Annotated in this window: 20 protein-coding genes and 1 tRNA gene; 6 read left to right on the forward strand and 15 right to left on the reverse strand. The window is 65.2% G+C overall.

Annotated elements, in window-relative coordinates; translation table 11 throughout:
* On the forward strand, positions 1-253 hold a 253-nt coding region (locus LQD11_RS15605), incomplete at its 5' end, for a tyrosine-type recombinase/integrase (protein ID WP_276315695.1).
* A gap of 255 nt (positions 254-508) precedes the next feature.
* Here LQD11_RS15605 and secF read toward each other — a convergent pair.
* The 5 genes from secF to queA form a co-directional block, all read right to left on the reverse strand.
* On the reverse strand, positions 509-1,447 hold the full coding sequence (secF, locus tag LQD11_RS10420; protein ID WP_238617491.1) for a protein translocase subunit SecF: 939 nt from the start codon (positions 1,445-1,447) through the stop codon (positions 509-511).
* Between the two features lie 13 nt (positions 1,448-1,460).
* Positions 1,461-3,323 (reverse strand): protein translocase subunit SecD, encoded by a 1,863-nt coding sequence (secD, locus tag LQD11_RS10425; RefSeq protein ID WP_238617492.1) that lies wholly within the window; start codon positions 3,321-3,323, stop codon positions 1,461-1,463.
* Between the two features lie 40 nt (positions 3,324-3,363).
* A complete protein-coding gene (gene yajC, locus LQD11_RS10430) occupies positions 3,364-3,693 on the reverse strand; it encodes a preprotein translocase subunit YajC (RefSeq protein WP_200174892.1) in 330 nt (109 codons plus the stop codon).
* 61 nt (positions 3,694-3,754) lie between these two features.
* A complete protein-coding gene (gene tgt / locus LQD11_RS10435; RefSeq protein WP_238617493.1) occupies positions 3,755-4,870 on the reverse strand; it encodes a tRNA guanosine(34) transglycosylase Tgt in 1,116 nt (371 codons plus the stop codon).
* Between the two features lie 3 nt (positions 4,871-4,873).
* The gene (gene queA / locus LQD11_RS10440; RefSeq protein ID WP_238617494.1) at positions 4,874-5,917 is read right to left on the reverse strand and encodes a tRNA preQ1(34) S-adenosylmethionine ribosyltransferase-isomerase QueA; all 1,044 of its coding nucleotides are present in this window, start codon (positions 5,915-5,917) and stop codon (positions 4,874-4,876) included.
* A 124-nt stretch (positions 5,918-6,041) separates the two neighbouring features.
* Between queA and LQD11_RS10445 the strand changes: the two genes are divergently transcribed.
* From LQD11_RS10445 to LQD11_RS10455, 3 genes are all read left to right on the forward strand, one after another.
* Positions 6,042-6,128, forward strand: a tRNA-Leu gene (locus tag LQD11_RS10445).
* Positions 6,129-6,286: 158 nt separating this feature from the next.
* Entirely contained in the window at positions 6,287-8,140 is a 1,854-nt protein-coding gene (locus tag LQD11_RS10450; protein WP_238617495.1) for a DEAD/DEAH box helicase, read from the forward strand.
* Positions 8,141-8,324: 184 nt separating this feature from the next.
* Positions 8,325-8,516: a PA3496 family putative envelope integrity protein gene (locus tag LQD11_RS10455; RefSeq protein ID WP_238617496.1), complete on the forward strand. Its 192-nt coding sequence runs from the start codon at positions 8,325-8,327 to the stop codon at positions 8,514-8,516.
* Between the two features lie 16 nt (positions 8,517-8,532).
* Here LQD11_RS10455 and LQD11_RS10460 read toward each other — a convergent pair whose 3' ends face one another.
* From LQD11_RS10460 to smc, 5 genes are read right to left on the reverse strand one after another with little or no spacing between them, the layout of a single operon-like run.
* On the reverse strand, positions 8,533-9,381 hold the full coding sequence (locus tag LQD11_RS10460; protein ID WP_238617497.1) for an OmpA/MotB family protein: 849 nt from the start codon (positions 9,379-9,381) through the stop codon (positions 8,533-8,535).
* Entirely contained in the window at positions 9,338-10,162 is an 825-nt protein-coding gene (locus LQD11_RS10465; RefSeq protein ID WP_238617498.1) for a motility protein A, read from the reverse strand. Before LQD11_RS10465 ends, LQD11_RS10460 begins: the two co-directional genes overlap by 44 nt.
* 43 nt (positions 10,163-10,205) lie before the next feature.
* Positions 10,206-12,242, reverse strand: a complete 2,037-nt coding sequence (ligA, locus tag LQD11_RS10470) for an NAD-dependent DNA ligase LigA (protein WP_238617499.1) — start codon at positions 12,240-12,242, stop codon at positions 10,206-10,208.
* A gap of 15 nt (positions 12,243-12,257) precedes the next feature.
* On the reverse strand, positions 12,258-13,226 hold the full coding sequence (gene zipA, locus LQD11_RS10475) for a cell division protein ZipA (RefSeq protein WP_238617500.1): 969 nt from the start codon (positions 13,224-13,226) through the stop codon (positions 12,258-12,260).
* A 26-nt stretch (positions 13,227-13,252) separates the two neighbouring features.
* A complete protein-coding gene (gene smc / locus LQD11_RS10480) occupies positions 13,253-16,762 on the reverse strand; it encodes a chromosome segregation protein SMC (RefSeq protein WP_238617501.1) in 3,510 nt (1,169 codons plus the stop codon).
* A 104-nt stretch (positions 16,763-16,866) separates the two neighbouring features.
* On the opposite strand from smc, the gene queF reads away from it, so the two are divergent.
* Positions 16,867-17,256, forward strand: coding sequence for a preQ(1) synthase (queF, locus tag LQD11_RS10485; RefSeq protein ID WP_238617502.1), 390 nt, complete (start codon positions 16,867-16,869; stop codon positions 17,254-17,256).
* A gap of 122 nt (positions 17,257-17,378) precedes the next feature.
* Here queF and LQD11_RS10490 read toward each other — a convergent pair whose 3' ends face one another.
* Complete coding sequence (locus LQD11_RS10490; protein WP_238617503.1) at positions 17,379-17,666, reverse strand: sll1863 family stress response protein; 288 nt, start codon at positions 17,664-17,666, stop codon at positions 17,379-17,381.
* Between the two features lie 89 nt (positions 17,667-17,755).
* Positions 17,756-19,543, reverse strand: coding sequence for an ABCB family ABC transporter ATP-binding protein/permease (locus tag LQD11_RS10495; RefSeq protein ID WP_238617504.1), 1,788 nt, complete (start codon positions 19,541-19,543; stop codon positions 17,756-17,758).
* Between the two features lie 153 nt (positions 19,544-19,696).
* On the opposite strand from LQD11_RS10495, the gene pckA reads away from it, so the two are divergent.
* Positions 19,697-21,280 (forward strand): phosphoenolpyruvate carboxykinase (ATP), encoded by a 1,584-nt coding sequence (gene pckA, locus LQD11_RS10500; protein ID WP_238617505.1) that lies wholly within the window; start codon positions 19,697-19,699, stop codon positions 21,278-21,280.
* A gap of 49 nt (positions 21,281-21,329) precedes the next feature.
* Here pckA and LQD11_RS10505 read toward each other — a convergent pair whose 3' ends face one another.
* The 3 genes from LQD11_RS10505 to prfB form a co-directional block, all read right to left on the reverse strand.
* A complete protein-coding gene (locus LQD11_RS10505) occupies positions 21,330-22,496 on the reverse strand; it encodes a pyridoxal phosphate-dependent aminotransferase (protein WP_238617506.1) in 1,167 nt (388 codons plus the stop codon).
* A 7-nt stretch (positions 22,497-22,503) separates the two neighbouring features.
* Entirely contained in the window at positions 22,504-24,000 is a 1,497-nt protein-coding gene (gene lysS / locus LQD11_RS10510) for a lysine--tRNA ligase (protein ID WP_008931709.1), read from the reverse strand.
* 47 nt (positions 24,001-24,047) lie between these two features.
* Positions 24,048-25,146, reverse strand: a protein-coding gene (prfB, locus tag LQD11_RS10515; protein ID WP_238617507.1) for a peptide chain release factor 2 whose coding sequence is annotated in 2 segments (ribosomal slippage) — positions 24,048-25,070 and positions 25,072-25,146 — 1,098 coding nt in all. Because the reading frame shifts where the segments join, the coding sequence is not laid out codon by codon here.
* Between the last annotated feature and the right edge of the window lie 68 nt (positions 25,147-25,214).

Here is a 25,214-nt window from a genome sequence, read left to right on the forward strand (position 1 = left end):
CCTGCAGATGCCCGCAGACCTTCCTCCGGCCGCTGTCCAGGCCATCGGCACACAGGAATCGGTTGAGAAACTGACGGGGGTTCCCTGGCTGGTCGCCTCTTTGCTCTACGGGACCGGCATGAGACTGATGGAATGCCTGCGGCTTCGCGTACAGGACGTGGAATTTGACCGGGGATTGATTATGGTGAGATGCGGCGAAGGGAACAGGGGCCGTCGCGGCGGTCTCGCCGTCAGAAGCCCGCTGGATGCCTGAAGCACTTCGCGCCCCTCGCTGCCTGTCCAGCGGGGGCTTCCTTGGATAGCCGCCCTCTCCTGCCCTGCCCCATTCGGGTCGCACGGGTTCCCTGTACTCCATGTCCCTTTCCGCTGCTTGATCCTGGGGTCGAGATTAGCGAATTTTGTGACCCATTTCCTGTTTCAGGTCAGGTTTGCCACGCCCACCTGAGCATTCCGCTCAGGGTAGGCATGGGCGGGACCGGGACAGGCTTGCCGAGGATGAGGGTTCACCTCACGGCCGCTCGTCCAGTTCCGCCCCTTCCTTCTTCACCGGCAGCATGACGCTGCGATCCACGCCCATCACCAGGGCCACGGCCGCCGCCACATAAATGGATGAGTAGGTGCCCACCACGATGCCGATGATCAGGGCCAGGGCAAAGTTCTGGATCACGGCGCCGCCCAGCAGGTACAGCGCCAGCAGCACCAGCAGGGTGGTCACGCCGGTAATGATGGTGCGGGCCAGGGTCTCGTTCACGGAGAGGTTCATCACCTGCTCCGCCCCCTGCTTGCGCAGCTTGCGGAAGTTCTCGCGGATGCGGTCATAGACCACGATGGTGTCGTTGAGTGAATATCCGATCACCGCCAGCACCGCCGCCAGCACCGAGAGATCGAATTCCAGCCAGAACAGGGAGAAGATCCCCAGGGTGATGATGACGTCGTGGACCAGGGCGGCCACCGCCCCCACCGAGAAGCGCCATTCAAAGCGCAGGGCCACGTAGATGAGGATCCCGATGAGGGCGTAGATCATCGCCAGACCGCCCTGCTCCCGCAGTTCCTCGCCCACCTGGGGTCCGACGAACTCCACCCGGCGCAGTTCCACGCCCGCCGGACCGCCGCTGCGCAGCACGTCAAGCACTTCCTCGGACAGTTCCGCGGTGTTCTCGCCCTCGCGGGGCGCGAGCCGGATCAGCACGTCCCGGGAGGTGCCGAAGTACTGCACCGTGGCCCGGCCGAAACCACCCGCCTCCAGTTGATTGCGGACTTCCTCCAGTTCCACCGCCTCCGGGTACCCCACCTCGATGAGGGTACCGCCGGTGAAGTCGATGCCGAAGTTCAGGCCGCGGAACCCCAGCAGCAGCAGGGAAGCGACGATGAGCACCAGCGAGACCGCCAGGGCGATACGGCGCTGCCCCAGAAAATCGATATTGGCCTTGGCAAAGTTGAGCTTCATGGTCGTCCCCGGGTCAGATGGCCAGCGTCTTGAGGCGACGCTGACGTCCGTAGGTCAGGTTGATGATGGCGCGCGTCACCACGATGGCCGTGAACATGGACACCAGGATGCCGATGGACAGGGTGACCGCGAAGCCCTTGATGGGGCCGGTACCGAACATGAACAGCACCAGGGCCGCGATCAGGGTGGTGATGTTGGCATCGGCAATGGTCGAGAAGGCCCGGTCATAGCCGGCCTTGATCGCCGCCTGGGGTGAATTGCCGTTGCGCAACTCCTCCCGTATGCGTTCGAAGATGAGTACGTTGGCATCCACCGCCATGCCCACCGTGAGCACGATGCCGGCAATCCCCGGCAGGGTGAGGGTGGCCTGGAGCATGGACAGGATGGCCACGATCAGGATCAGGTTCAGGGTCAGGGCCACGTTGGCCACCAGGCCGAACACCCGGTAGTACAGGGCCATGAAAATCAGCACCAGGACAAAGCCGATGGCCACCGAGTTGAACCCCCGCTCGATGTTGTCGCGACCCAGGCTCGGGCCGACGGTGCGTTCCTCGACGATGCTCATGGGCGCGGCCAGGGCACCGGCACGCAGCAACAGGGCGAGGTTGCGGGCCTCGCGGGTGCTTTCAAGCCCAGTGATCTGGAAACGGCGGCCCAGCTGTTCCTGAATGCGGGCCACGTTGATGACCTCTTCCGTGCGGACGGTGCGCCGGACCAGTTCACCGTCCTCTTCCACCGTCTCGGTGCTGGTCTCGATGAAGACCACGCCCATCAGGCGGCCCACGTTCTCACCGGTGACCCGGCTGAAGATGCGGGCACCCTGGGCATCCAGGTTGATGAACACCGCCGGGCTGCCGCTGTCCTGGGCGATGCCGGAAGAGGCATCATTGATGAAGTCGCCGGTGAGCATCACCTGGCGCTGCAACAGCACCGGGGTGCCGTCACGTTCGAAATAGAGCCGGGAATTGGCCGGGGAGCGTCCGGTTTCAGCCGCGGTGAAGGGGTCGTTGCTCTCGTCCACCAGACGGAATTCCAGGGTGGCGGTGGCACCCAGGATTTCCTTGGCCCGGGCGGTGTCCTGCACGCCGGGCAACTGGACCACGATGCGGTCCTCGCCCTGCTGCTGGATCACCGGTTCCGCCACGCCCAGTTCGTCCACCCGGTTGCGCAGGGTGGTGATGTTCTGCTGCAGGGCCAGGCGCCGCTGGGCCGACAGATAGTCGGAGGTCACGGTACCGCTGAGGCGGAACACCTCGCCGGACTGGGTGGTACGGAAGTCCAGATCCCCCCGGTATTCCCGCCGCAGTACCCGCAGGGCCTCGTCACGGCTGTCGGCATCGGCAAAGCGGGCATGCACGCCGTCGGCATCCCGCTCCACGCTCAGGTAGCGGATGCGGGCATCCCGCAACTGGGTGCGAAATTCGCTGGTGTAGCGCTCATAGATGTTGTCGGCCACGGCATCCATGTCCACTTCCATCAGGAAATGGACCCCACCCCGCAGGTCCAGGCCCAGGGACATGGGGCGGGCGTTGATGGCGCGCAGCCAGCCGGGGGTGGCGGGGGCCAGGTTCAGCCCCACCACATGGTTCCCCGGCAGGGCCGTGCGCAGGATGTCCGCCGCCAGCAGCTGGTCATCGGCGCTGTTGAAGCGCAGCATGAACTGGGCCCCGTCGAACTCCGTGGACTTCACGTCCACGCCCCGCCCTTCCAGCACGGCCTGGATCTGCAGTCGGGTGTCTGCGTCCACCACGTCCGTGGCGGAATTGGCCACCTGTACCACCGGATCCTCCGGATACAGGTTGGGGAGCGAGTAGATCACGCCCACCAGCATGACGACCACGATCAGGACATACTTCCAGTAGGGGTATTGGTTCATGACGGGACCAGATGGGGACTGATGAAATGAAAAGGTCGGATCAGATGTCCTTGATCGAACCCTTGGGCATCACGGTGGCCACGGCCTGGCGCTGGACGTTGACCACGACGCCTTCGGAGACTTCCACCTTGATGAAGTTTTCGGTCACCTGGGTGATCTTGCCCACCAGGCCGCCGTTGGTGACGATCTCGTCGCCCTTGTTCAGGCCGTCCACCATGGACTTGTGTTCCTTGGCGCGCTTGCTCTGGGGACGGATGATGAGGAAGTACATGATCGCGAAGAAGATCACGATCATGATCAGGAATTCGATGAAACCACCGCCGGCGGGCTGCCCGGTCTGGGCGTAGGCATCGGAAATGAAGAAGTTCATGGGCGGGACTCCTTGAATTGAATGGATAATCGGTACGGTTGGGGATGCTTGAAGGGCGCCATTATGTCACAGACCGTAGGGTTTGCGCGCGCCGCTCATGGAAGGTACGGGCCCACGTCTCCAGGGTGCCGGCGGCGATGGCCTGGCGCATCTCCCGCATCAGGGTCTGGTAGTAGTGCAGGTTGTGGAGGGTGGCCAGACGGCTGGCCAGGATCTCGTTGCACTTGTCCAGATGCTTCAGATAGGCCCGGGAATAGTGGCGACAGGTATAGCAGTCGCATTCCGGATCGATGGGTTGGGTGTCGTCCCGGAACCGGGCATTGCGAATCCGCATCACCCCGTCATGGGTATAGAGAAAACCATTGCGGGCATTGCGGGTGGGGATGACGCAATCGAACATGTCCACCCCCCGGCGCACCGCTTCGACGATATCCTCCGGCTTGCCCACCCCCATCAGATAGCGGGGCCGATCCACCGGCATCAACGGGGTGAGCCCGTCCAGCACCCGGTTGCGCTCCGCTTCCGGCTCGCCCACCGACAGCCCGCCGATGGCGTAGCCGTCAAAGCCGATCTGCATCAATCCTTCCAGGGAGTGGCGCCGCAGGTCGGCGTACATGCCGCCCTGGACGATGCCGAACAGGGCTGACGGATTGTCGCCGTGGGCCACCCGGGAACGGGCCGCCCAGCGCAGGGACAATTCCATGGAGTGGCGGGCCTGGTCCTCGGTGGCGGGATAGGGCGTGCACTCGTCGAAGATCATGACGATGTCCGAACCCAGCGCCCGCTGGACTTCCATGGAGCGCTCGGGGGTGAGCAGGATCTTCGAGCCGTCCACCGGCGAGGCAAAACGTACCCCCTCCTCCGTGATCTTGCGCAGCTTGGCCAGGGAAAACACCTGAAAGCCGCCGGAATCCGTCAGGATCGGCCGCTCCCAGTGCATGAAGTCGTGCAGATCCCCATGGGCCCGGATCACTTCGGTACCGGGCCGGAGCATGAGATGGAAGGTGTTGCCCAGGATGATCTGGGCACCCAGACCCTCCAGCTCCTCGGGGGTCATGGCCTTGACCGTGCCGTAGGTGCCCACGGGCATGAAGGCCGGTGTATCCACCACGCCACGGTCGAAGATCAGGCGCCCGCGGCGCGCGGCCCCGTCCCGGGCCATCAATTCAAACTGCATGTATCAAGGTTCCGTTGGTTCAAGGGGCCGGCGGGTCATGAACATGGCGTCGCCGTAACTGAAAAACCGGTAACGCTCGCGCACCGCGTGCCGGTAGGCCGCGAGCACCTGATCCCGGCCGGCAAAGGCGCTCACCAGCATCAGCAGGGTGGATTCGGGCAGATGGAAATTGGTCACCAGGGCGTCCACCACCCGATAATCGTAACCGGGCACGATGAACAAACGGGTGTCGCCCTCGAACGGCGCCAGCGCGCCACCCCGGGCGGCGCTTTCCAGGCTGCGCACGCTGGTGGTGCCCACCGCCACCACCCTGCCGCCCCGGGCCTTGCAGGCCGCCACCTGGTCACAGGTCCGTGCCGATACCTGTACCCATTCGGCGTGCATCACATGTTCCCGGATGTCCTGCACCCGTACCGGCTGGAAGGTGCCCGCCCCCACATGCAGGGTCACGGAAGCCGTTTCGACCCCGCGGGCGCGAATCCGTTCCAGCAGGGCTTCATCGAAATGCAGACCGGCCGTGGGCGCGGCCACGGCCCCGGGGGCGCGGGCAAACACGGTCTGGTAGCGCCGGCGGTCGTCCTGGGTATCGGGACGATCAATATAAGGTGGCAAGGGCATGTGGCCATGCCGCTCCAGCACCTCCAGCACGGGATCGGTGAAGCGCAGCCGGAACAGGTCGCCCTCCCGGCCCAGTACCTGGGCCTCGGCCGCCTCTTCCAGCCACAGCCAGACGCCGGCACCGGGGGATTTGCTGGCGCGCAGATGGGCCAGCACCTGATGCCGGTCCTCCAGCCGCTCCACCAGCACCTCCACCCGTCCGCCGGAGTCACGCTTGCGGCCGTGCAGGCGCGCGGGGATCACGCGGGTGTCATTGAATACCAGCAGATCGCCGGGCCGCAGCAGATCCGGCAGGTCGCGGACATGTCGGTCGGCCAGCGCGCCGGAGGCGCCGTCCAGGTGCAGCAACCGGGAGGCGCTGCGCTCCGGCAATGGCGCCTGGGCGATCAGTTCGGGGGGGAGATCAAAGGTAAAGTCACTGACTTGCATGGCGCGCGATGGTATCAGGAACCGTGGAGGGGGGCCATCGACATGATAGGGACCCGATCGGTCGGCACCAAAATACTATTGGCGAAGACCATGCCCGATCGTTATAATGCTCAATCCCCACCTTGCCGGGATGGCGGAACTGGTAGACGCGCCGGACTCAAAATCCGGTTCTGGAAACAGAGTGCGAGTTCGATTCTCGCTCCCGGCACCATGAGAAACCCAAAAGGTCTGCGTGGCAGCACGGTGCCTGACAACAGGACACCCATGCCACCTCCGGCCTTTCAAGCGGCCACCGCCACGAGGAGCGCGGATGTCCGCTTCATCACGACATCCATCCCCATCCGCTTTTCGCGTTTCGCAGGTATTCCCTTGAATCAAGTACAGACCAATTCGGCCGATTTCCGTGCCCTGGGCCTCATTGAGCCCGTTCTGACCGCCCTGAACGAGGCCGGTTACGAAGTCCCCACCCCCATCCAGGCCCAGAGCATCCCGCCGCTGCTGGCCGGGCAGGACCTGCTGGGCCAGGCCCAGACCGGTACCGGCAAGACCGCGGCATTTGCCCTGCCCCTGCTCTCGCGCCTGGACCTGAGCCGCAAGGACACGCAGATCCTGGTGCTGGCCCCCACCCGCGAGTTGGCCATCCAGGTGGCCGAGGCCTTCCAGACCTACGCCCGGCATCTGCCCGACTTCCATGTCATGCCCATTTACGGTGGTCAGTCCTACAGCGTGCAGCTGCGTCAGTTGCGTCGGGGCGCCCAGGTGGTGGTAGGCACCCCCGGCCGGGTCATGGACCACATGCGCCGGGGCACCCTGAATCTGGAGGGCCTGACCGCCCTGGTGCTGGACGAAGCCGACGAGATGCTGCGCATGGGCTTCATCGACGATGTGGAATGGGTGCTGGAACAGACCCCCCAGAGCTGCCAGCTGGCCCTGTTCTCCGCCACCATGCCCGACGTGATCCGCCGCGTGGCGCGCAAGCACCTGAAATCGCCCCACGAAGTGCGCATCGCCGCCACCACCACCACCGCCAATACCATTCGCCAGCGTTACTGGCGGGTCAGCGGTCTGCACAAGCTGGATGCCCTCACCCGCCTGCTGGAGCACGAGGACTTCGAGGCCATGATGGTGTTCGTGCGGACCAAGACCGAGACGGTGGAGATCGCTGAAAAGCTCACCGCCCGGGGTTACGCCGCCGAGGCCCTGAACGGGGACATCCCCCAGAAGCTGCGGGAGCGCACCGTGGATCGGCTCAAGCGTGCCCAGCTGGATATCGTGGTGGCCACGGACGTGGCCGCCCGCGGCCTGGATGTGGAACGCATCAGTCACGTGGTCAATTACGACATCCCCCACGATACCGAGTCCTATGTCCATCGCATCGGTCGAACCGGCCGCGCCGGTCGCAAGGGCGAGGCCATCCTGTTCGTGGCACCCCGGGAGCAGCGCATGCTGCAGGCCATCGAACGGGCCACCCGCCAGCCCATCGAACCCATGCACATGCCCTCCGCCCGGGACGTGAACGAGCGTCGCATCGAGCGCTTCAAGCAGACCATCACCGACACCCTGGTGGGCGAGGACCTGTCCTTCTTCCAGAATCTGGTGGCCGAATACGTTCAGGAACATGATGCCGATCCCCGGGAAGTGGCCGCCGCCCTGGCCCACATGGCCCAGGGTAACTCCCCCTTCCTGCTGGATGAGCGCTCAACTCGCGCCATGGAGCCGGAGCGTGAACGTGAACGTGCCCCCATGGCCCGGGAACGCGGCCCCAGGGAACGGGATGCCGGCCCGCGTCGTGCCCCCAGGGGTGCCGGACGCGGCGGGGAAGATACCGGCATGCAGAGCTACCGGGTCAATGTGGGTCATGTCCATGGCCTCAAGCCCGGCAACCTGGTGGGCGCCATCGCCAACGAGGCGGGACTGGACAACCAGAACATCGGCCGCATCAACATCGGCCCTGAGTCTTCCACCGTGGACCTGCCGGCCGACCTGCCCCGGGAGTTGCTGCAACATCTGAAGCAGGTCTGGGTGTGCGGACAGCGGCTGAACCTGGCGCCCGCCGACGGCCGGGAAGAGGTCGGCGGCTTCGGCGGCGGCTTCCGTGACCGTCGCGGCCCCGGTGGTCCCGGCGGCAAGCCGCCCCGCGGCGCAGGCCCGAGAAAGCCCGGCGGACGTCCCGGCAAGCCCGGCATGGACCGCCCCGGCAAGCCCCGCCGTCGCGGCATGTAAGCACCGGATCCGGCCCCGGCCGGACCGACCAAAGCCCGGTTCCGCCCGATCAGCGGACCGGGCTTTTTTATTGCCCGCCATCATCAATGAAGCGTGCCTGTCTGATAAAAAAAATCTTGTTGCAGTTTTCTGCACAAGGTTTATAAGGCGTCGTAAATCACAACAACCGTGGAGATACGACAGCATGGCAAGGGCCCCCGATTCCCTTCTGGCGGATGATGAGGACGATAGCGTTGACTGGAAGGAATCCGATAGCTCCGCACGCCTTTCGGCGCGCCGCTCCCTGGAGCTGCTTCTGGAGCGCAGGGCCCTGAAGCGTCAGCTGGAAGATACCTTCGACGAGAATGGTTCGGGTCTGCAAGACCTGGACTGGTAAGTAGTTTGCAAATTGATCAAGGCTCGGGAAGCCCGTCCGGCGCCATCTGCAGGACCAGGGACACACGGCGATTCTGTGCCCTGCCCTGAGGGGTGTCGTTATCCGCCACCGGCTGCGTGTCGGCGAACCCCGTTGCCTGCAGGCGCTCGGGCGCCACGCCTTCACTGATCAGCTGACGCACCACCACCGTGGCCCGGGCCACGGACAGCTCCCAGTTGGAAGGGAAGCGGTCGGTGGCGATGGGCACATTGTCCGTATGGCCCTCCACGGTCACCCGCGCCACCTCGGGCCCGAAGATGGGGGCCAGACGGCCGAGCAGCGCCACCCCCTCCCCCAGCAGCTCCGCCCGGCCACTGGCAAACAGGATGCCTTCACGCATCCGCAGCTCCACCTGACCCGGCGTGGTCAGCACTTCCACGTCTTCCAGACCACCGCTCTCGGCCAGGGACTCGGTCAGATCCCGGGCCAGGCGCTCCGCCTTGCCCGGGGAAGGGGCCGGAGGGATGGCCTCCACAATGGGAGGCACGATGGTTTCCTGACGGGGATAACCCAGCTCCACCGCCAGGGAGTCCACCAGCTTGAGGTGGCTTTCCGCATCCACGGTGGTATAGGCCAGCAGGATCACGAACAGCACCAGCACCAGGGTCAGCAGATCCACATAGATCAGCAGCCAGGCGTGATCATCGTCCCGCTCCCCCGGCGGTTCCGCAAGGGAATCCCGCGACCAGGGCGGCGGGAAATGCGGGGCGGCCTCCAGCTCATCCTTGAGCAGCTGCCGCTGCAGATCCTGATCTTCGCTGCCGCCCCCGGCCCCGACCGGATCAGCGGGAGCGGGGGGCGTCGGCCTTCGGGGAGGCAGGGTCACGACGTTCCTCCTTCATCCTCAGATCGTCCTGATGATGGGCCATGAAGGACTTGAGGGTCTCCCGGATATAGGCCGGTGAACGCCCCTTGCGCATCAGGGTGACCCCTTCGAGCACCATGTTCATCAGGATGATGCGCTCTTCCGTGCGTCGCTCCAGTTTGATGGCAATGGGCTTGAAGACCAGATTGGCCAGGATCAGGCCATAGAAGGTGGTGATGAGGGCCACCCCCAGATTCACCGCAATCACCGCAAAGTCATTGGTATCGGTGGCCAGCAGCATGTTGATCAGGCCGATCAGGGTACCCAGCATGCCGAAGGCGGGGGCATACATGGCCATGGTGCGGAAGATCTGGGCCTCGGCATGCTCGCGCCGTCGCAACTGGTTCATGCGCCATTGCAGCAGGTCGTTGATGTCTTCCATGGGAGTGCCGTCGATGACCAACTGCACCCCGGTGCGCAGGAACGGGTTGCGAATCCCGTCGAGCCGGTTGTCCACCGCCGCCAGCTTGCCGCTGAACCAGAGCCTGGACACCTCGACGATCTCTTCCATGTCCTCGCGGAAGAAATAGCGCTCATTGCGCAGCACCAGCAGGAAGACCCGGAACACCCGCACCACTTCATGCAGGGGATAACTGAGCAGGGTGGCGGCGATGGTGCCGCCCACCACGATGCCCAGACCGGGCAGATTGAGGAACACCCCCAGATCCTGGGAGGTGAAGGCGATCACACTGGCCAGCAGCACTACGCCGCCGATCATGCCCAGCAAGGTGGAAGGGTTCATGGGATCGAGTGTAATGCGGAGCAACGGTGAAACACCAGAAGGATCACCCGCCGCCCTCCAGCAGTGCCATGAGTCCGGCCTCGTCCAGGACGTCAACCCCGAGTCCGCGCGCCTTTTCCAGCTTGGACCCGGCGGCCTCGCCCGCAATCACGGCGGTGGTCTTGCGGGAGACACTGCCGGACACCCTGGCGCCCAGCGCTCGCAGGCGATCGGCCGCCTCCTCCCGGGTCAGGCTGCTCAGGGTGCCGGTCAGCACATAGGTGCAACCGGCCAGGGGCAGGTCATCGGCATTGCGGGGCGCCTGTTCCTCCCAGTGCACTCCCGCCTCCCGCAGTTGCCGGATCACTTCCCGGTTATGGGGCTGACGAAAGAAGGTGGCCACGTGGGCCGCCACCTTGGGACCCACGTCCGGGACCACCATCAGGGCCGCCTCGTCTGCCTGCATCAGGGCATCCAGACCACCGAAGTGGGCAGCCAGGGCCCGTGCGGTGGATTCGCCGACCTCGCGGATACCCAGGGCGAAGATGAAGCGATCCAGACGGGTGTGCCGACTGCGTTCCAGGGCCTGAACAAGATTGGCCGCGGACTTCTCTCCCATACGCTCCAGGGCCGCCAGGGCGGGTGTCTGCAGGCGGTAGAGATCATCCACATGCTCCACCAGCCCCCGTTCCACCAGCTGTTCGATGAGCCGCTCACCCAGGCCCTCGATATCCATGGCCCGGCGGGAGGCGAAATGGCGGATGGCCTCCCGTCGCTGGGCGGCGCAGTACAGCCCCCCGGAGCAGCGGGACACCGCCTCCCCTTCGGGACGCTCGATGGTCGAACCGCAGACCGGACATTGCTCGGGCATGACGATGGGGCGGGCATCCATCGGCCGATCCGCCGCCACCACGGCCACCACCTCGGGGATCACGTCACCGGCCCGGCGGACGATGACCCGGTCGCCGATGTGTACATCCTTGCGCCGGATCTCGTCCATGTTGTGCAAGGTGGCATTGCTGACGGTAACGCCGCCCACGAACACCGGCTCCAGGCGGGCCACCGGCGTGATGGCGCCGGTGCGTCCCACCTGGAATTCCACCTCCCTCAGCCAGGTCATCTGTTCCTGGGCGGGATACTTGTGAGCGATGGCCCAGCGCGGAGCGCGGGAGACAAACCCAAGGGCCCGCTGCAGATAAAACCGGTTCACCTTGTACACCACGCCGTCGATCTCGTAGGGCAGCGTATCCCGCAACTCGCCGATGCGCCGGTAATAGGCCAGACAACCCTCCCCGCCCGCGACCACATCCCGCTCGGGACAGACCCGCAGCCCCCAGTCCGCCAGGCGATCCAGGGTATCCCCGTGGTTGTCGGGCATCTCGGCGCCTTCCACATGCCCGACGCCGTAGGCGAAAAAGCTCAGGGGACGCCGGGCGGTGATCTCCGGGTCCAGCTGGCGCAGGCTGCCGGCGGCGGCGTTGCGGGGGTTGACGAAGACCTTTTCCCCCCGTTCCCGGGCCTGGGCATTGAGGGCCTCGAAGCGGGCCTTCTCCATGTAGACCTCGCCACGGACTTCCAGGCGCCGGGGATGACCGCTCCCCCGCAGGCGCAAGGGAATGGCGCGCAGGGTACGGATATTGACGGTGACATCCTCGCCGGTGGTGCCGTCTCCCCGGGTCGCGCCCCGCACCAGCAGACCGTCCTCATAGATGAGGCTGACCGCCAGACCGTCCAGCTTGGGTTCGACGGCATATTCCACCGGGGCCTCCCCTTCCAGCTCCAGCCGTTCCCGCACCCGGCGGTCGAAGGCCAGCACGTCGGCCTCCTCGAAGGCGTTGTCCAGGGACAGCATGGGCAGCAGGTGGACCGCTTCGGGAAAGGCTTCCAGGCGGGTCCCGCCCACCCGTTGGGTGGGGGAGTCGGGGGTGACCAGCGCCGGATACCCGGCTTCCAGGTCGCGCAGCTCCCGCAGCAGCGCATCATAGGCCGCGTCCGGTATCTCGGGGTCATCCAGGACGTAGTAGCGGTGATCGTGACGGGCAATCAGGGCGCGCAGAGCTTGCGCCCTGTCGCGGACGGTGTCGGGAATGGAGGCAGACATGGGCAGTGAGGTCCGTTATCGCCCCGCCGATCCCAGGCCCGCGCGCAACTGCCAGCGGCGGATGTCCTCGCGGATATGTTCGCTGCCCTGACGGGTCAGGACGCTGCGGGAGGCGTCCAGCACCTGCCCCTTGAGACGCTCCGCCAGGCCCTCGGCGCAGTGGTACATGGCATCGAAACTCTCCACCGCGTCGCAGGGTCCCGGCAACTGCAGGAACAGGGTCACCCCCGGGGTGGTGAATTCATCCATGAACCGGGGATCGAACGTGCCCGGATTGAGCATGTTGGCCAGGCTGAAGACAGGCAACTGGCGTCGGCCATCCGTCACCAGGTAGTGATAAATGTTCATATCGCCGAATTCCATCCCCTCCGCGGTCAGGGCCGTGGCCAGGTCCACGCCGAGGAAACGGTCGTCCTCGCCGGCGACCACATGCAGCACCACCAGCTTTTCCCGGGGCACCTCCGGTTTCACGGGGCGCTCGGCCAGCGCCGCCGGGGCAGACGCCGGCGGCGGCTCCATGGCCTCGATGGGTTCCACGGGCTCGACCGAAGACGTCGCCGAGCCTGCCGATCCGGCCTTCGAGGTCTCCCGGACCGGTCGACGCGCCTCCGGCGCCCCGCCCAGGCCGGGGATCTTCGGCAACCGCCCCAGCAGACCGGAGCCGGATGCCTTGGCGGCGGACCGGGCGGTCTTTTCCTGTCGGGTCTGCGCGGTGGACGCGGCCTTCTTCACGGTCATGGCCACGGGTCGGTCCCGGACCTCGTCCGCCACCAGATCCCCCAGGCCGTCCAGTTCATCTCCCGCGCGAGGCGGTTCCTGGAAGCCGTCATCGGCCCGGATGTGCACATGCTCCAGTTCATCCGGCTCCAGCTTTTCCCGGGGCAACTCACGCCGTCGCCTGGGCGCCCGCATGCGGCCGGCCAGGTAGATGCCGACAAGAATCATGATCCCCAGTATCAACAGAATCCAGCGCAACGTATCCATCTCCCGGGTCCTTCTTGGTTGTGTCTTCAGGCAGTGGCCATCTGGGCGGCTTCTTCCACGTCCACGGTCACCAGACGGGAAACCCCCGGTTCCCGCATGGTCACGCCCACCAGTTGATCGGCCAGCTCCATGGTTGTCTTGTTGTGGGTGATGAAGATGAACTGTACCCGTTCCGACATCTCCCGTACCAATGCGCAAAAACGCCCCACGTTGGCTTCATCCAGAGGGGCGTCCACCTCGTCCAGCATACAGAACGGCGCCGGGTTCAGCTCGAAGATGGCGAACACCAGGGCCACGGCCGTGAGCGCCTTTTCGCCACCGGACATGAGGTGAATGGTGGACAGACGCTTGCCCGGCGGACGGGCCATCACCGCGATCCCGGTGGACAGCAGATCATCCCCGGTCATCTCCAGATGGGCCTGCCCGCCGCCGAACAGGCGGGGGAACATCTCCTGCAGCCGTCCGTTCACCCGCTCAAAGGTATCGCGAAAACGGCTCCGGGTCTCCCGGTCGATGCGCTGAATGGCATTTTCCAGGGTCTCCAGGGCCTGCATCAGGTCATTGTACTGGGCATCCAGGTAGGTCTTGCGCTCGCTCTGGGCCTTGTACTCATCAATGGCCGCCAGGTTGATGGGGCCAAGGCGCGCAATCCGCTGCCCCAGATCGTCCACCTGACGTTGCCGATCCGCCACCGTGGCCGCCGGGTCCAGGTCCTCAAGCAACGGGGCAAGGGTGAAACCGGTGTCTTGCAACTGCTCCAGAACCGTCTGTCTGCGCACCTTAATCTCCTGCCAAGCCATGCGCAATTCATCCAGATGGCCGCGCAGGGTTTCCGCCTCCCGCTCGGTCCCCAGGCGTTGCTGGTCCTTGTCCCGCATCCCGGCCTCCAGGGCCTGGACCCCGGCACGGGCCTGGCTCAGGGCATGTTCCACGTCCATGCGGTCCTCCACCAGGGTGGCCAGGGTGTCTTCCAGCTCACCGATGGGAGCCTCGGCATCGTCCAGGGCGGTCTGCAGGTCTTCCAGACGAGCCTGCAGCTGACCGGACTGGCCCCGCAGGCGCTCCAGGGCCTGACGGGTGGCATCCCGGGCGGCCCGCAGGGTCTGCAGGGTCAGGGCCATGCGATGCACCGCCTCCCGGCGGGCCTGGGCCTCGGTCCGGATCATGTCCAGGTCACGGCGCAGGCCATCCCGGTCCTGCTCCAGGGACTCCCGTTCCCGGGCCAGCACCTCCATCCGGGTAACGGCCTCATTGCGGCGACGGGTGGCCTGCTGCAGGGCTTCCTGTTCCTGCAGGCGCTGGGCACGCACCTCGGTGATCTCACCTTCCACCCGCTGCATGCGGGTCTCCACCTGCTCCAGGCGGGTGCGGCGGTTGCTGAGCTGGGCATCCAGCTCACTGGCGGCCCGGTGGGCCTGGTTCAGTTCCACCTGGGCCTGGTCACGCCCGGCCTCCAGCTCGCGCAGGCCTTCACGCCCCTCTTCCAGATCCTGCTGCCGGCTCTCCAGCGTCTCCTGCAGGGCCTGCATCTCTTCCCTGAGCTGGCGCAGTTCCCGGTCCCTGCCGATCAGACCCGCATGTTCGTCCCGGTCCCGGGCCACTCTGAGCCAGCGCCGTCCCAGCCAGATCCCCTCCGGGGTGATCACGGATTCCCCGGGGCCCAGGCGAGGGCGCAGGGCCAGGGCGGTCGCAAGGTCCGCGGCGACATGGACATCCGCCAGCAGGTCGAGCAGCGGAACGGGGCCGCGCACCCGGTCCGCCAGCCGGTCCGGGGCCGGGGCATCGTCGGCGCCGGTGATATCGCCGGTTTCCCAGGCCAGCAGATCCCCCTGTTCCAGGGAGGCGCAGACCTGGGCCACCGGGTCCAGGGCTGGCACGCAGATCGCTTCCAGGAACTGGCCCAGCACCGTCTCCACCGCCTTTTCCCAGCCGGGCGTCACGTCCAGCCCTTCTCCCAGACGGGGGGCATCCGCCAGTCCCTGCCGCTTGAGCCAGCCCATCACCGAGGCGGTCTGCTTGCCCAGGGCCGCCTGCTGCAGGGCTTCCAGGGAGGCCAGACGACCGCCCAGAGACTGGATGCGACGGCGCAGTTCATCCACCTGGCCTTGATGCAGACGGGTCTGTTCCCGGTTGTCATGAATCCGGTCGCGGGCCGACTGCAGCGCCTCGTCCAGGGTTTCCACCCGGGCATGGGCCAGCACGGACTGGTCTTCCAGTGTCAGGATCTCGGCGCGGAGGGCATCCGTGGACAGGGTTTCCCGCTCCTGGGTGAGGCGGGACAGGCGCTCATCCAGCGCGCGGATCTGGCGTTCCAGTTGTTCCATGCGGGTCCGCTCCACCTGGGCCGCCTGGCTGGGCTCGGCCGCCCGTCGGTTGAAGGCTTCCCAGCGGCCCTGCCAGGCCCCCATGGCCTGCTCCGCCTGCAACAGCTGTTCACCAATCTCTTCCAGGGCCTCGCTGCCCACGGCATGCTCCGGCTCCAGGGATTCCAGCTCGGTCAGCACCTCCACCAGGCGGGCTTCGTCATCCTGGATGTGGCGCCGGGTCTGGGCCAGGCCGTCCCGCACCTGCTCAAGCTCCCGGGACTGCCGTTCCCGCAGTTCCCGGTGATGCTGGATGGACTGCTCGGTGCGGGAGATTTCGCTGCCCAGGCGGTAATAGCGGCCTTGGACTTCATTGAAGGTCTCGTTGGCATCCACCAGGGCCTCCCGGTCCTGCTCCAGCCCGGCTTCCAGCTGCCGCTGCCGGGCCACCGTGGCCTCCAGGCGGGTTTCCTGCGCCCGCAGTTCCTGCTCCCGATGCCCGGACTCCGTTTCCAGATCCCTGAGTCGCAGGGCCATCAGTTCCGCCTTGAGACGGCGTTCTTCGTCCCGCCAGGCCTTGTAGCGCTCGGCCACGTCCGCCTGGCGCTGCAGGTGGCGCAGCTGCTTGTCCACCTCGTCGCGCAGATCCTGCAGGCGTTCGAGATTCTCGCGGGTATGGCGGATGCGGGTTTCGGTCTCTCGTCGCCGTTCCTTGTACTTTGAGATGCCCGCGGCCTCTTCCAGGTAGACCCGCAATTCTTCCGGTCTGGCCTCGATGATGCGGGAGATCATCCCCTGCTCGATGATGGCGTAGCTGCGGGGTCCCAGTCCGGTGCCCAGGAAGATGTCGGTGATATCCCGCCGCCGGCAACGGGTGCCGTTGAGAAAATACTGGGACTGGCCGTCCCGTGAGACGCGGCGCCTGATGGAGATCTCGGCGTACTGGGCGTACTGCCCCCCCAGCACCCCCTGACTGTTGTCGAACACCAGTTCGATGGAGGCCTGACCGACGGGCTGACGGGTGGAGGAGCCGTTGAAAATGACGTCTTCCATGGAGTCGCCGCGCAGATAGCGGGCGGAGGACTCCCCCATCACCCAGCGCACGGCATCGATGGTATTGGACTTGCCGCAGCCGTTCGGCCCCACGATGCCCACCCGGTTGCTGGGCAGCAGGATGGTGGTGGGATCGACAAAGGATTTAAAGCCGGCCAGTTTGATCTTGCTCAGTCGCATCGAGAGGCGATTATTCCCAGTACGGTAGACGGGTTCCGGCACATTGGTGCAAAGGCGTAGAATATCAGGCTGTACCCACCACTGATGACCGGATATCGAACAGCATGTCGAGCCAGCCTAGCAAGAACCTGGAAACCTTTGAAAACCCCCAGAAGGACCGGGATTATACCATTCGCATCCGGGTGCCGGAGTTCACCTGCCTCTGCCCCAAGACCGGCCAGCCGGACTTTGCCGAACTGCGACTGGAATACGTGCCCGACGAGCGGTGCGTGGAACTCAAGTCCCTGAAGATGTACGTGTGGTCGTTCCGGGATGAAGGTGCCTTTCACGAGGCGGTGACCAACCGCATCCTCGGCGACCTGGTGGCGGCCACGGCGCCCCGCTTCATGCGTCTGACGGCGGAATTCAACGTACGCGGTGGTGTGTATACCACCGTGACCGCTGAGCACCGTGCCCCCGACTGGCAGCCGCCGCTGGAAGTGAAGCTGCCCTGACAGCCGGGTGCCCCGGTTGACCTGAGTCCGGCATTCCCGCGCAAGCGGGAACGCCCTCAGTGTAGAACCCTCTGGACTCCCGCTTTCGCGGGAGTGACGGCAAAGGGGGCATCGGCACTTCCCTACCGGAAGCGATTCATGGCGTCCTTGAAGGCCTTCGACATGTGCTCCCAGGCCGACTCCATGCCTTCGCGCATGTGTTCCCAGGCATCCTCGCTGGCATCCTGCAACTCGTGCATCCTTTCGCGGGCCTTGTCCCGCTGCTCCCGCATGGCCGAGAGCTGTTCCTCGTACTGGATCTTCATGTCCGCCTGGGCAGCCTGGGCCTTGGCCTCCAGCTTGTGGATCTCGGCATTCCACTCATCCAGTCTGGCCTTGAGCTTTTCGATGTGAGCTTCGCGTTGACTCATGGTGACCTCCTTGATTCATTGATCGACGGCACAAGCGTTGCTTCACCGTCCCATGAGTCTAGACCATAGGCAGGGCGGCCGATCCGGGCCTATTTCACAGACTGCTGCAGCTGGCTCTGCCAGAGTCCGGCATAGACCCCCTGCCGGGCCAGGAGGGCATCATGGGTGCCCTGCTCCACCACCTGCCCTTGATCCAGCACAATGATGTGATCCGCATCCTGGATGGTGGAGAGCCGATGGGCGATGGCCAGGGTGGTGCGCGCCCGGGCAATCTCCTTCAAGGCCCCCATGATGGCCTGCTCCGAATGGGAATCCAGGGATGAAGTGGCCTCGTCAAGGATCAGGATGGGCGGGTCCTTGAGGATCACCCGGGCAATGGCGATGCGCTGTTTCTCGCCACCGGAGAGCTTGAGTCCCCGCTCCCCCACCACGGTGTCATATCCCTGGGGCAGGCGGGCAATGAAGTCTTCCAGATGGGCCAGACGGGCGGCCCGCCGCACGGCGGCTTCCGTGGCGCCGGGGCAGCCGTAGGCGATGTTGTAACGGATGCTGTCGTTGAACAGCACCGTATCCTGGGGCACCACGCCGATGGCCGCCCGCAGGCTGTCCTGGGTCACGTCCCGGATATCCTGCCCATGGATGCAGATACTGCCCTGATCCACATCGTAAAACCGGAACAGCAGCCGGGCCAGGGTGGACTTGCCGGCACCGCTGGCGCCGACGATGGCCACCTTGTGCCCGGCGGGTACATGAAAGCTCACCCGGTCCAGGATCCGCCGATCCGGGCCATAGCCGAAACAGACGTCCGTGAACCGGATCTCTCCGCCATCGGCCACCAGCGCGCCCGCCCCGGGGCGATCCACCACCTTGGGCGGCTTGTCCATGAGACCGAACAGACGCTCGATGTTGATCAGGGATTCGCGGATCTCACGGTACACAAAGCCCAGGAAGTTCAGCGGGATGAACAGCTGGATCATGTAGGCGTTGACCATCACCAGATCCCCCACCGTCATCTCCCCGGCGGCCACCCGTGAGGACGCCATGATCATCATGACCGTGATGCCGCCGGCAATGATCAGGGCCTGGCCGGAGTTGAGCGCCGCCAGGGACAGGCGATTCTTCATCCGCGCCGACTCCCAGGCCTCCAGATCCGCGTCATAGCGACGGGCCTCGAAGGCCTCGTTGCCGAAGTATTTCACCGTTTCGTAGTTGAGCAGGCTGTCCACGGCGCGGGTGTTGGATCGGTTGTCCATCTGGTTGGCCTCACGCACGAAGCGGTTGCGCCACTCGGTCACGAAGATGGAAAAGATCACATAGATGCCCACCGACAGAACCATGGTCACGGCAAAACCCGGACTCAGGATGAGCATCAGGATCACCGCCACCATGGCGATCTCCAACAGGGTGGGGATGATGTTGAAGACGGTGAAGCGCAGCAGGAAGCTGATGCCGGTGGTGCCCCGCTCGATGTCGCGGGTCAGGCCGCCGGTCCGCCGGGACAGGTGAAATCCCAGGTCCATCCGGTGCAGATGCTCGAACACCCGCAGGGAAACCCGCCGCATGGCCCGCTCCGCCACCCGGGCAAAGACCGCGTCCCGCAACTCGCCGAAGAACACCGAGCCGAACCGCAACAGGCCGTAGGCCAGCAACAGCCCCAGGGGAATGGCCACCAGGGCCGCCTCCACCGAGGGATCGAAGTGGTCCACGATGTACTTGAGGGCCACCGGCACCGCCACGTTGGCCAGCTTGGCCAGGGTAAGAAAGACCACGGCCAGGGCCACCCGCCCCCGGAATTCCATCAGGTAGGGCAGCAGACTGCGCAGTATGCGCCAGTTGATGGGTTGATCGGAGTAGGCGTAGTCGGAGCGATGTCTCACATGATTTCCGGCAAGAGGGCAAAGCCTCCGTTATACCCAATGAGATCGATCAAGGAAATATTCCAAAATGCCCGGTTTGCTGTTGTTTTGCGCAGTGCAACTGAATAATCTCTTATGGATCAGCCCTCTCCTCCCCACAGGAACACCCGCAACATGACTTTCAGCCTTCAGCAACATGGCATCAGCGTGGCAAAGGTGCTGCGCAACCCCTCCCCGGCAGTCCTTTATGAAGAGGCCCTGGCCCACGAACACGGCTCCGCCATCTCCGCCACCGGCGCCCTCATCGCCAAGTCCGGCGCCAAGACCGGACGCAGCCCCAAGGACAAGCGCGTGGTCCAGCATGACCACATCAACGACGACGTCTGGTGGGGGTCCGTCAACGTCGGCCTGGAAGCCGGCAGTTTCGACAGCCTGCGCACCCAGGCGGTGGACCATCTCAATACCTGCAGCCGCCTGTATGTCATCGACGGCTTTGCCGGCTGGGATCCCCGCTATCGCATCCGCATCCGGGTGATCTGCGAGCGGGCCTACCACGCCCTGTTCATGCAGAACATGCTGATCCGCCCCACCGCGGAGGAACTGGACAGCTACGGCGAGCCGGACTACGTGATCTACAACGCCGGCCGTGCCGCCGCCGACACCGGCATCCCCGGTGTGAAGAACAGCACCAGCGTGAGCCTGTGCTTTGATCGGCGCGAGTTCGTGATCCTGGGTACCGAATACGCTGGCGAGATGAAGAAGGGCGTGTTCACCATCATGAACTACATCATGCCCAAGCAGAACGTGCTCTCCATGCACTGCTCCGCCAACGAGGGCAAGGACGGCGACGTCTCCATCTTCTTCGGCCTGTCCGGCACCGGCAAGACCACCCTCTCGGCCGATCCGGACCGTGCCCTGATCGGTGACGACGAGCACTGCTGGAGCGACGAGGGGGTCTTCAACATCGAGGGCGGCTGCTACGCCAAGGCCATCAACCTGGACCCGAAGGCGGAGCCGGAAATCTTCAATGCCATCCGTTTCGGTGCCGTGCTGGAAAACGTGGTCTACGACCGGGACACCCGGGAAGTGAACTACGAGGACGGCAGCATCACCGAGAACACCCGCTGCTCCTACCCGGTGGAATTCATTCCCAATGCCAAGATCCCCTGCACCGGCGGACACCCGAGCAACGTGATCTTCCTCACCTGTGACGCCTTCAGCGTGCTGCCGCCGGTCAGCCGGCTGACCCCGGCCCAGGCCATGTACCACTTCATCAGCGGTTACACCGCCAAGGTGGCGGGCACCGAAATGGGCGTGACCGAACCGGAGGCCACCTTCTCCGCCTGCTTCGGCGCCCCCTTCCTGGTCTGGCACCCGACCCGCTACGCGGCACTGCTGGCGGAACGCATCCGCCAGCATGACGTGCGCGTGTGGATGGTGAACACCGGCTGGAGCGGCGGCCCCTACGGCGTCGGCAAGCGGATGAGCATCGCCCACACCCGGGCCATCATCGATGCCATCCATGACGGCTCGCTGGCCGAGGTGGAGACGGTGCCCGACCCCATCTTCGGGGTGAACATTCCGGTGTCCTGCCCCAACGTGCCGGACGAGGTGCTGGTGCCTTCCAACACCTGGCAGGACCCGCAGGCCTATCAGGAAACGGCCCGCAAGCTGGCCCGCCTGTTCCACGAGAATTTCAAGACCTACGCGGATCAGGCCAGCCCGGAACTGCTGGCGGCGGCACCGCGGGTGGAGTGAGGCTTTTTCCTCCCCTCACCCCAACCCCTCTCCCACAAGGGGAGAGGGGCTACCGCAGGAAAGTCCGCAACCGCGCCACCGCCTGCTCCAGCACCGGCAGATCCCGGGTGTAGGCAAACCGCACATGGGAGCGGGCCAGGTGGTCGCCAAAATCCAGTCCGGGGGTGATGGCCACCCCCGCCACTTCCAGACAACGCTCCGCCAGGGCAAAGCTGTCCTCGCTGAAGGCGGTGCTGTCCCCGTAGAGGTAGAAGGCGCCACGAGGCGTCACTGGCACCTTCAGGCCCAGCTCCCGCAGGGCCGGCAACAGGAAATCCCGCCGGGCGCGAAAGGCCTCCCGGCGGGCCTCCAGAATCTCCATGCAGGCCGGGGTGAAGGCGGCCAGGGCCGCGTGCTGGGCCGGCGTGGAAGCCGCCAGGAACAGGTTCTGGGCCAGCTTGTCCAGCTCCCGCACGCAGTCCCGGGGCGCCACCACCCAACCCAGGCGCCAGCCGGTCATGCCGAAAAACTTGGAGAAGCTGTTGATGACGAACAGGTCTTCGGACAGGGCCGCCGCGGTGCCGTTCTCCCCTTCATACACCAGCCCCTGATAGATCTCGTCCACGATCAGGGCGCCCCCCCGACCCTGGGTGAAGTCCAGCAGTTCGGACAGCAAGGCCCGGTCCGCCAGGGTACCGGTGGGATTGGACGGGGTGGCCACCATGGCCGCTACGGTCCGCTCCGACCAGTGCCGGGCCAGGTGGGCCGCCGTGAGCTGGTAATCCGTCTCCGGCCCCACCGGCACCGATACCGCCTCGCCTTCAAAGGTGCGGACAAAATGACGATTGCAGGGGTAACCCGGATCGGTCATCACCACCTGGTCACCGGGATTGAGCAGGATCCCCATCACCAGCAGCAAGGCACCCGACGCCCCCGGGGTGATCACGATGCGCTCGGGGGCCACGTCCGCGCCCAGGACATCCTGGTAGTAGCGGGCGATGGCCTCCCGCAGGGCGGGCAAGCCGGTGGCCGGGGTGTAATGGGTGTGTCCCGCCCGCAGGGCGCGGATACCGGCCTCCACGATGGGGGCCGGGGTCTGAAAATCCGGTTCGCCGATCTCCAGATGGACGATATCCCGTCCCTGGGCTTCCAGACGCCGGGCGCGGGCCAGCAGGTCCATGACATGAAAGGGCTGGATGTGGGCCATCCGCCGGGCGATGGGGCGTGCGGGAGACATGGCGACGTCAGGACACCTCGGGCCGCATGTGGGGGAACAACAGCACATCACGGATGGAGGGTGAATCGGTGAACAGCATCACCAGCCGGTCGATGCCGATCCCCTCCCCCGCCGTCGGCGGCAGGCCGTGTTCCAGGGCCCGCAGGTAATCGGCATCAAAGTGCATGGCCTCGTCGTCACCGGCCTCTTTCTCCGCCACCTGGCGCCGGAAGCGCTCCGCCTGGTCCTCGTAGTCGTTAAGCTCGGAGAAGCCGTTGGCGATCTCCCGGCCACCGACGAAGAATTCGAAACGGTCGGTGACGAAGGGGTCGTCGTCGTTGCGCCGCGCCAGGGGTGACACCTCGGTGGGATAGGCGGTGATGAAGGTGGGGTCCTTGAGCCGGGGTTCCACCGTCTTCTCGAAGATCTCGATCCACACCTTGCCCAGACCGTAACTGTCCTTGAGGGGGATGCCCAGTTGCCGGGCCACCTCGCGGGCACGGGCCTCGTCGTCCAGGTCGGCGGCCGAGAGCGCCGGATTGAAATGCAGGATGGCGTCCTTGACGGTCATGCGGGCAAAGGGTTGGCCGAAGTCATAGGTATCGCCCTGGTAGTTCACCAACGTGGTGCCCAGCACGTCCCGGGCCAGGGTGCGCAGCAGGTCTTCCGTCAGATCCATGAGCTCATGGTAGGTCACGTAGGCCTCGTAGAACTCCAGCATGGTGAATTCGGGGTTGTGCCGGGTGGAGAGCCCCTCGTTGCGGAAGTTGCGGTTGATCTCGTAGACCTTTTCGAAACCGCCCACCACCAGGCGCTTGAGGTACAGCTCCGGGGCAATGCGCAGGAACAACTGCATGTCCAGAGCATTGTGATGGGTGGCAAAGGGCCGGGCGGTGGCACCGCCGGGGATGGCCTGCATCATGGGGGTTTCCACTTCCAGGAACCCACGACGGTTCAGGTAATCACGGATCGCCTGGATGATGCGGGTGCGGACCCGGAAGGTCTCCCGCACCGGTTCGTTCATGATCAGATCCACGTAACGCTGGCGGTAGCGGGTTTCCATGTCCGACAGGCCGTGGAACTTCTCCGGCAGGGGCCGCAGGGACTTGGTCAGCAGACGCAGGCTATCCACCTGCACCGACAGCTCGCCGGTCTTGGTCTTGAAGAGGGTCCCCTCCGCGCCCAGGATGTCTCCCAGATCCCAGGACTTGAAGTCCTGGTACACCCCTTCCGGCAGGGCATCCCGCTGCACGAAGAGCTGGATACGCCCGGACATGTCCTGCACCTGGGCAAAGCTGGCCTTGCCCATGACCCGTTTGGCCATCATGCGACCGGCCACGGATACCCGCACCGGGGCTTCCTCGAAGAAGGCATCGTCCCGCGCGTCGTATTCGGCGTGGAGTTCACCGGCCATGACGTTGCGACGGAAGTCGTTGGGGAAGGCGATGCCGCCTTCACGCAGACGGCCCAGCTTCTCCCGGCGCTGGGCAATCAGCTTGTTTTCGTCCTGGGTCTGGTCGTTCATTGGCTTGATCGGGGTCCTGATAGGAATGCTGTGCGTGAAACGGCGGCTCAAAGCCCGCTCTTGAGGCTGGCTTCGATGAAGGGGTCCAGATCACCGTCCAGCACGGCCTGGGTGTTGCCCACTTCCACGCCGGTGCGCAGATCCTTGATGCGGGACTGGTCCAGCACATAGGAACGGATCTGGCTACCCCAGCCGATGTCGGCCTTGTTGTCTTCCATGGCCTGCTTCTCGGCGTTGCGCTTTTGCAGCTCCAGCTCATAGAGCTTGGCCTTGAGCTGCTTCATGGCCGTGTCCTTGTTCTTGTGCTGGGAACGGTCGTTCTGGCAGGCCGCCACCACGCCGGTGGGCACATGGGTGATACGCACGGCGGACTCGGTCCGGTTAACGTGCTGACCGCCGGCGCCGCTGGCGCGGTAGACGTCGATACGCAGGTCCGCCGGATTGATCTCGATGTCGATGTCGTCATCCACTTCCGGGGACACGAACACCGAGGTAAAGGAGGTATGACGGCGGTTGCCGGAGTCAAAGGGGGACTTTCGCACCAGACGGTGGACGCCGGTTTCGGTGCGCAGCCAGCCGAAGGCATAGGGGCCGTCAAAGCGGATGGTGGCACTCTTGATGCCCGCCACGTCCCCTTCGGAGACTTCCATCAGTTCGGTCTTGAAGCCGCGACGCTCACCCCAGCGCAGGTACATGCGCAGCAGCATCTCCGCCCAGTCCTGGGCCTCGGTGCCGCCGGAGCCTGCCTGGATGTCGAGGAAGGCGGCGCAGCCGTCCATCTCGCCGGCGAACATGCGCTGGAACTCCAGTTCGCCCACCTGCTGTTCGAACCGTTCCAGATCGGCCTCGACGGCCTGGACGGTGTCCTCGTCGTTCTCTTCCTGGGCCAGTTCCAGCAGCTCGCGGGTCTCGCTCAGGCTATCGGTGAGGGTGGCAAGGTTGCCGACCACATGGTCCAGCTGGGCACGTTCGCGCCCCAGGGACTGGGCCTTTTCGGGGTCGTTCCAGATGTTGGGGTCTTCCAGTTCCCGACTGACTTCTTCCAGGCGCTCGCGCTTGGCATCGAAGTCAAAGATACCCCCTCAGGGCTTCCACACGCCCTTGCAGATCCTTGATTTGGGAAAACAGCGGGTTGAGTTCCAGCATCGCTCGGCCTTTCAACGCGGATGTGAATGGGGAAAAGCCGAACATTGTAGCAGAGCTGCCGGGGGACA

This window comes from Ectothiorhodospira shaposhnikovii, from assembly GCF_022227765.1.
Lineage (GTDB): Bacteria > Pseudomonadota > Gammaproteobacteria > Ectothiorhodospirales > Ectothiorhodospiraceae > Ectothiorhodospira.

Excerpts from the sequence above, each read along its gene's own strand:
- secF (WP_238617491.1), bottom strand. The coding sequence starts at position 1,447 with ATGAAGCTCAACTTTGCCAAGGCCAATATCGATTTTCTGGGGCAGCGC.
- secD (WP_238617492.1), bottom strand. The coding sequence starts at position 3,323 with ATGAACCAATACCCCTACTGGAAGTATGTCCTGATCGTGGTCGTCATG.
- yajC (WP_200174892.1), bottom strand. The coding sequence starts at position 3,693 with ATGAACTTCTTCATTTCCGATGCCTACGCCCAGACCGGGCAGCCCGCC.
- tgt (WP_238617493.1), bottom strand. The coding sequence starts at position 4,870 with ATGCAGTTTGAATTGATGGCCCGGGACGGGGCCGCGCGCCGCGGGCGC.
- queA (WP_238617494.1), bottom strand. The coding sequence starts at position 5,917 with ATGCAAGTCAGTGACTTTACCTTTGATCTCCCCCCCGAACTGATCGCC.
- LQD11_RS10455 (WP_238617496.1), top strand. The coding sequence starts at position 8,325 with ATGGCAAGGGCCCCCGATTCCCTTCTGGCGGATGATGAGGACGATAGC.
- LQD11_RS10465 (WP_238617498.1), bottom strand. The coding sequence starts at position 10,162 with ATGAACCCTTCCACCTTGCTGGGCATGATCGGCGGCGTAGTGCTGCTG.
- ligA (WP_238617499.1), bottom strand. The coding sequence starts at position 12,242 with ATGTCTGCCTCCATTCCCGACACCGTCCGCGACAGGGCGCAAGCTCTG.
- zipA (WP_238617500.1), bottom strand. The coding sequence starts at position 13,226 with ATGGATACGTTGCGCTGGATTCTGTTGATACTGGGGATCATGATTCTT.
- smc (WP_238617501.1), bottom strand. The coding sequence starts at position 16,762 with ATGCGACTGAGCAAGATCAAACTGGCCGGCTTTAAATCCTTTGTCGAT.
- queF (WP_238617502.1), top strand. The coding sequence starts at position 16,867 with ATGTCGAGCCAGCCTAGCAAGAACCTGGAAACCTTTGAAAACCCCCAG.
- LQD11_RS10490 (WP_238617503.1), bottom strand. The coding sequence starts at position 17,666 with ATGAGTCAACGCGAAGCTCACATCGAAAAGCTCAAGGCCAGACTGGAT.
- pckA (WP_238617505.1), top strand. The coding sequence starts at position 19,697 with ATGACTTTCAGCCTTCAGCAACATGGCATCAGCGTGGCAAAGGTGCTG.
- LQD11_RS10505 (WP_238617506.1), bottom strand. The coding sequence starts at position 22,496 with ATGTCTCCCGCACGCCCCATCGCCCGGCGGATGGCCCACATCCAGCCC.
- lysS (WP_008931709.1), bottom strand. The coding sequence starts at position 24,000 with ATGAACGACCAGACCCAGGACGAAAACAAGCTGATTGCCCAGCGCCGG.